This window comes from Nocardia sp. 852002-20019_SCH5090214 (assembly GCF_001665865.1).
Lineage (GTDB): Bacteria > Actinomycetota > Actinomycetes > Mycobacteriales > Mycobacteriaceae > Nocardia > Nocardia nova.
This window is the reverse complement of the sequence record NZ_LZMK01000170.1, coordinates 1-6,317: the sequence shown is the minus strand read 5'-3', so window position 1 is coordinate 6,317 and position 6,317 is coordinate 1. Positions and strand designations below refer to the sequence as shown.

The following is a 6,317-nucleotide window of genomic DNA, read 5'->3' as shown; positions in this document are numbered from 1 at the left end:
CCCTCTGCGTTTCATGACAACTCCCCATCCCTTGCAATGTCAGCCAGCAACGCTACAAGATCGCCTGCCCAACGATGAGGCTCGCACGCGCGGTCATCGAAGCTCCTTTCGCTTGTTCATGGCATGTCGGCACGACGGTCGGCCGATACTGTCGCGGTGACCGAGAGTCCGGGCGTTGCGGCGGGACTGGGCGGCTTTTCCGCATTCCAGCGGCAGCAGGCAATGGAGCGGTTCGCGGTGTTGCGCCCCCATATCGAGGAGGGCATCACACTCGCGGAGACCGCGACCGCGGCGGGTATGCCGGTGCGCACCGCACGCCGATGGCTGGCCGCCTACCGGCGTGACGGCCTGGCTGGGCTCGTGCGCAAACCCCGCACCAGCAAGGGGCAGCGACAGTTTCCCGCGGAGATGGTGCGACTGATCGAGGGCTTGGCGTTGCGTCGGCCGCCGCCCAGCGCGGCGACGATCCATCGCCAGATCCTCGACATCGCGCCCGGACAGGGCTGGCCCGTGCCGTCCTACAGCACGGTCTACGGAATCGTCGCCGCCATCGATCCGGCGTTACGGACGTTGGCGATCGATGGCGACAAGCGGTACCGGCAGGTGTTCGACCTGGTGTATCGGCGCCAAGCTGCGCGAGCGAACGAGATCTGGCAGGCCGACCACACCCAACTCGACCTGTGGGTTGTAACCCCCTCCGGGAAGCCGGCGCGGCCATGGCTGACCGTGATCGAGGACGACCATTCCCGCGCTATCGCCGGATATGCGGTCAACCTCGGTGCCCCGTCGGCGTTGAACACCGCATTGGCGCTGCGGCAAGCGATCTGGCGCAAACCCAACCCGGATTGGCACGTGTGCGGGATCCCCGACGTGCTCTACACCGACCACGGCAGCGACTTCACCTCCCACCACCTCGAACAGGTCCTCGCCGACCTCAAAGTCCGGGCGGTGTTCTCACTACCCGGCCGGCCGCGCGGGCGCGGGAAGATCGAACGCTACATGCGCACCATCGACCAGATGTGTCTGTCAGCGCTGCCCGGCTACGCCCCCCGCGGTCTGCCCGACCGTGCCGGACAGGCACGGTTGACCTTGTCCGAACTCGATACCGCCATCGGTGAATTCATCGTCGGCACCTACAACCAGGTCCCGCACAGCGAAACCGGTGCGCCGCCGCAAACCCGCTGGGAGGTAGGCGGTTTCCTGCCCCGGCTGCCCGGCACCCTCGAACAACTCGACCTGCTGCTGCTGACGGTGTCCAAGCCGCGCGTCGTGCACTCCGACGGCATCCACTACCAGTCGCTGCGCTACCTGGACCCGCTGCTGGCCGACTACGTCGGTGAGCAGGTCATCATCCGCTACGACCCACGCGACCTGGCCGAGATCCGCGTCTTTCACGACGAGAAGTTCCTGTGCCGGGCCATCTGCGGCGAGCTGGCCGGCAGGGATATCTCCCTCAAGGACATCACCACCGCCCGAAACGCGCGGCGGCGCAACCTCAACCGGCAACTGCGCGACCGCACTGCGGTCGTGGACCAGCTGCTGGCCGTGCACCAGCCCGGCTACCTCGATCCGATCCCCGAACCGGCACCAGCCGTACCGCCGACGCCGAGTCGACCCGCGCTCAAGCGGTATCGAGAGGAGTAGCCATGGCGAGTCCGGACGTCGACGACGCTGCCCCGGATCCGAAGCAGGCCGCGGTCGACAGCTTGGCCATGCCAGCGAAGGGTGAGCGGCCGCCGGATCCTCGGCCTGCCACGCTTTTCGTGGTGACCAAGCAACATCGTCGCTTCGTCGAGTTCTGCGACGCGGTGCGCCGCGACCGCTACATCGGCCTGTGCCATGGCGCACCGGGTGTCGGCAAAACCCTGTCCGCACGCCGCTACAGCCACTGGGACACCGTCGAACCCGTCGTCCGCAACTTTCGATTCGTCGACGAAATCACCGCACCCGAACAGGCGCTAGCGGCGCGCACCGTCTTCTACACCCCGAAAGTGCACAACACCCCACGTACCGTCGACCAAGAGGTCCGCTCCCTGGCCTGCAGTCTGAGCTGGGCGCTGGAAACGACCCTGTACCCCGACCGGGTGCTGTCATCGCTCAACAACGACGGTCTCTACACCGAACTGGTCATCATCGACGAAGCCGACCGGCTCAAAACCCCCAGCCTCGAAGCACTTCGAGACCACCACGACCGCACCGGCGCCGGCATGATCCTCATCGGCATGCCCGGCATCGAACGCCGCCTCGCCCGCTACCCCCAGCTCTACAGTCGCGTCGGATTCCTCCACCACTACCAACCGATGTCCAGCGACGAACAAACCCACGTGTTGGGCCACCGCTGGCCCGAACTCGGCCTCACCGACCCCGACGACTACACCACCAGCGAAGCCCGCGCAGCCATCATCCGCATCACCAGCGGCAACTTCCGACTCACCACCCGCCTCATGGCACAAATCCACCGAATCATGGACATCAACCAACTCCACACCCTCACCAGCGAAGTCGTCGACACCGCCCGCGAATCCCTCGTCATCGGCACCATCTGAACGACCAACCCGCCGACAGGCCGCGGTGTCGGAGGCTGCCCTTATCGTTGGCCACATGACCGACATCGCCCCGCTGGCCGCCTCCACACGGGCAGTATTCGGCGACCCCGGCGTCCACGCAGTCGTCCGAGCCGGACGCACCGTGCACGCCGTCAGCCTCGGCAACTGGATCGGCGACGAACAAGCCCCAGAACTGCTGTGCCACACCGGCGTCGCCGGATGGTCACCCACCGCACTGGAACCCACACGAGCGGAAATCACCTGCGCCCGCTGCCTACGCAAACTCGGCGACCCCAGACCCACATCGCAGCAACTGCACCTATTCAGCGACGAACCACCGGCCAGATAACGCCGAAGATCCCGCGCCATCCATCGCCGAAGGTCACAGACACTCTCCCGGCGGGTGCGTCCTTGCGATTCGGTTCCGGAGCCGGGGTGTCGGAAAAACGATCGATTTACAACACCCGCTTCACCGCGAATTGGCCTCCGGCGTCACCACGACCGGCGGCCAATCCTGAGGTTCGACATTCGCAGGCCTGCCCTCACCGTTACCGTGCCAGTCGAATTCCGGCGGCGGCGGACCCCATCGCAGCGGGTCGGCGAAAATGATTGGCTCTGAGCCGAAGTCGACCTGCCGGAAACTAGCCCGGCCACTGAAAAGGATCCTGCGGAATATGGCCTCGCCGCTGAAGATCGCCCCGTCGAACCAGGCGTCGTCGTTGAAGCTCGCCGCTTCGAACCTAGTGGTCAGGCCGTTGAAGATCGCCCCATCGAACCGGGTAGGGCCGTTGAAGATCGCCGTAGCAAATACAGTGGGGCCGCCGTTGAAGGTCGCCTTTTCGAACCGGGCAGGTCCGACGGTTGCCCAGGCGAACCAGAGGGGGCCGTTGAAGGTCGCCTCGTCGAACCCGACAGGACCGAAGGTTGCCCAGCCGAAATTCGCGCGGCCGTTGAAGGTCGCCCCGTCGAACCGGGCGTCGTTGCCGAAGGTCGCCGAATCGAACCAGACGGGACTGTTAAAGGTCGCCCCGACGAACCTGGTGACACCGGTGAAATTGGCGCTAGTGAACCGAGTGGTGCCCGACCAAATGGTCCCGGCGAAGTCGGCCGCTTCGAGATGGGCGGTGCGGAAGTCGAAATTGCTTGTGGACCAACTGTATTCGGCTTCGGGGCGTAGGCGGTCGGCGATGACGCGGACGACGGTCGCACGGACTTCACGGTCGTTCTGGCGGTATTCGATGTGTTCTTCGGTCTCCCCCCGTACCCGTCCGTGATCGACGCGGGGCGCCTTGACCACAAGTTTGGTCCGCCCGCTGGCACCATGCTCGGCGTTATAAGGCAGGCGCAGGTACCCGCACAGCACATCGATGCACTGCTGACGGCGCAGCCCGTCGGACTCGTCCGCGACGCCGGCCATCGCGTACACCCCGGCGATACGAACCGCGACATCGGTGGCGCCGAGTTGCGCGGCTGCGGCGCCGAACCGTTCGACGAACCGGCTTTGTTCGAGGTCGCGCTGGCGGCGGTATGCGATGACCAGGGCGACCACGCCGCCGACGCCGGCCACGATGGTCAGTGCGACCTTCGTGACCTCGATCGGAGCTGCTTTGGTGTCGTAGTTGGTCGGGGTGATCCATCGCATCACCACGTCCGCGGTAAAGGCTACAACTATTCCTGCCATGAGCGCGGCAGTGACCGCGGGGAACAGCTGGACTCGGCTGGCACGGCGGCGGAGCGGCATCCGGTTGCCGTTGGCGCGCCGCTTCTTCACGGTTGTTCTTGCTTGGGCGCCGTCGGCGCTCACCCTCCCGAGCATCGTCCGATTGTGCTCGAAACCGCAGCGTGGCGCATCCAGATCGGCTACTGCTGATCTGTTGCATCCCAACAACTTCACCTACGGCAGCAACCGGTGGCAGCCTCGCACTGTGAACGGTCGCAGCAGAATATAGAAGAGCCCCGGTGGGAGGGTCACAATCCTCCGCCGGGGCCCACGGTAGCGCTCGCACTGGTCCTCGCCCCCGGGGGCGAAGGGAGTGGAATCCTTGGGACCATTCGCCCATGTGGATCAACTGCCGCGCGGACAACTCTAAGGTCTGCGACGGCCAGGGGCAAATCCTTTATGCCGCCGCATGTCCCGGAGTCGGCAGCGCCGCTCGTGGTGAGGTCAGAACGGGTCGTCGAGGGCGGGGTCCGGTCCCCACGCGTTGGATGCCGCACGTGCCACCGGGACGGAGGTGGGCGGCTGGTGAGCGGTTCGCGGAGCAAAGTTCCCCGAATCGGTTTCGCGGCTCGTGACCGGTGGCGTGTACCTCGAATCTAGGGTGTAGTAGCGGCGGCGAGTAGTACGGCGCCCGGCGTCGGACAGCATGTCCACGTATTCCTGGCGCATGGTCAGAACACCGTTGTTGACCAGGTCGTTGAGCCCGTTGAGTCGGGTAGCTTCGGCCATCCCGTGGCGCTGGCGAAACGCATTGTCGGAGAACCACATGTCCGGCCGCTTCGGGTCGTAGTAGTGGTAGACGAGCACCAGGACGGCCAGGCCCGCGCCGCTGAGGCGTCCGATCACGCCGTCGCCGGTCCACAAAGTCCTGGGGAGACGGATGTAGGAGGGCGACAAATCCTGATACGGCGGCGTGTACGGAGCTCCGGTGCCCAGCTCGCTCAGCAATCGCACCGTGGCCGAATAGCCGCTGTGGCCAGGGGTGTACTCGATGAACCCGCGGCGGGCCAGTTCAGTGAGGTTGGTCGCGATCGTCCGTGTTGCTGCCCTGCCCTTGGGGTCGGGCAGCCCGATCATGTCGGCCCACCAGCTGGCAGAACGCTGAACGGTGTAGTCGTCACGGCTGGCGACCCACAGCGCGGTGAGCAACAGCGCCAACCGTGTGCGACCACCCCGCCCTCCACCTGAGGATCCCGCACGGCTACTCATCAACCCGTTCAATGGTGACGGGTCACCTGCCGCGGATCGGAAGAAGAACTCTCTCCGCACGGGCGCGCCGACGCGGAGGTGGTATTGCGCGGCGAACCGGTTGGCCGCCGACAACGGCGCAGACATTCCTCGCCTCACATCCTGTTTCGGGGCCGGTAATGGTTAGTTATAACATTATCCCTCATTCTAGAGGGGGGTGTAACCACACGCTAACGTCACGACTGGTAACACTGACGTAGGTATGTATCTTCATGGAACGCATCCACGATGCGCCGCGTTGGCAGGCGCGTGGAGAACTGCTGGTCAACCTGGATCTGCCGTACGGGCTCCACGTTCGCAGTGTCCTGATGGTGATACATACCTTCGTGTGTGAAGTCGATCGCTCACCGCGCCGTCAGTCCGCCAACGCGTGAAGGGCTCGGCTCCGTCTATGCACCCCTCCCGGGGACCAGCATCCGCGCCGGGCACTCCGTCAGGCCGCAGGCGATACCGAGACCAGGATCTGAGATCTCCGGACCTGCCGGTTCAGTGACCTCGATGCCTGACCTCAGCTGTCTCGAATTCCAAGGATTCGAGACAGTGTTCGGGGCGGCACGGAGATCCTGGAGCATCGGCGACGAAGTCAAACAGGCAGCGCGCGGGATGTACGTTGCGCTGGCACCGAATCCGAATACCGAAGGTGATACCCGATGCTGTACCTGATCCGCCCCAACCAGACATACGACGTCGACGTCGATCTCGCCGCCAGCGTGGTCAAACCACCCTGGTATCGCTGATCCTGGTACCGGTGTGGGCGGCGGTGACTGGGTGATGTTCGCTGCACGGCCATGCATCCAGAGCGC

6 protein-coding genes are annotated in these 6,317 nt (G+C 65.1%); 4 read left to right on the top strand and 2 right to left on the bottom strand.

Annotated elements, in window-relative coordinates:
- Positions 1-156 precede the first annotated feature (156 nt).
- Genes A5780_RS13855 through A5780_RS13845 form a run of 3 tightly spaced genes read left to right on the top strand, consistent with a single transcriptional unit; the run spans position 157 to position 2,895 of the window.
- Positions 157-1,644: a Mu transposase C-terminal domain-containing protein gene (locus A5780_RS13855; protein ID WP_231982948.1), complete on the top strand. Its 1,488-nt coding sequence runs from the start codon at positions 157-159 to the stop codon at positions 1,642-1,644.
- Positions 1,645-1,646: 2 nt separating this feature from the next.
- The gene (locus A5780_RS13850; protein ID WP_231982947.1) at positions 1,647-2,546 is read left to right on the top strand and encodes an AAA family ATPase; all 900 of its coding nucleotides are present in this window, start codon (positions 1,647-1,649) and stop codon (positions 2,544-2,546) included.
- Between the two features lie 55 nt (positions 2,547-2,601).
- Positions 2,602-2,895, top strand: coding sequence for a hypothetical protein (locus A5780_RS13845; RefSeq protein WP_064908619.1), 294 nt, complete (start codon positions 2,602-2,604; stop codon positions 2,893-2,895).
- A gap of 120 nt (positions 2,896-3,015) precedes the next feature.
- Here A5780_RS13845 and A5780_RS13840 read toward each other — a convergent pair whose 3' ends face one another.
- Both A5780_RS13840 and A5780_RS13835 read right to left on the bottom strand, forming a co-directional pair.
- The gene (locus tag A5780_RS13840; RefSeq protein WP_197521747.1) at positions 3,016-4,350 is read right to left on the bottom strand and encodes a pentapeptide repeat-containing protein; all 1,335 of its coding nucleotides are present in this window, start codon (positions 4,348-4,350) and stop codon (positions 3,016-3,018) included.
- Between the two features lie 360 nt (positions 4,351-4,710).
- Positions 4,711-5,424 (bottom strand): hypothetical protein, encoded by a 714-nt coding sequence (locus A5780_RS13835; RefSeq protein ID WP_064908617.1) that lies wholly within the window; start codon positions 5,422-5,424, stop codon positions 4,711-4,713.
- A 302-nt stretch (positions 5,425-5,726) separates the two neighbouring features.
- On the opposite strand from A5780_RS13835, the gene A5780_RS40000 reads away from it, so the two are divergent.
- Positions 5,727-5,888 carry a hypothetical protein gene (locus A5780_RS40000; RefSeq protein WP_156769493.1) on the top strand — a complete coding sequence of 54 codons (162 nt, stop codon included), beginning with the start codon at positions 5,727-5,729 and terminating at the stop codon, positions 5,886-5,888.
- Positions 5,889-6,317: the final 429 nt, after the last annotated feature.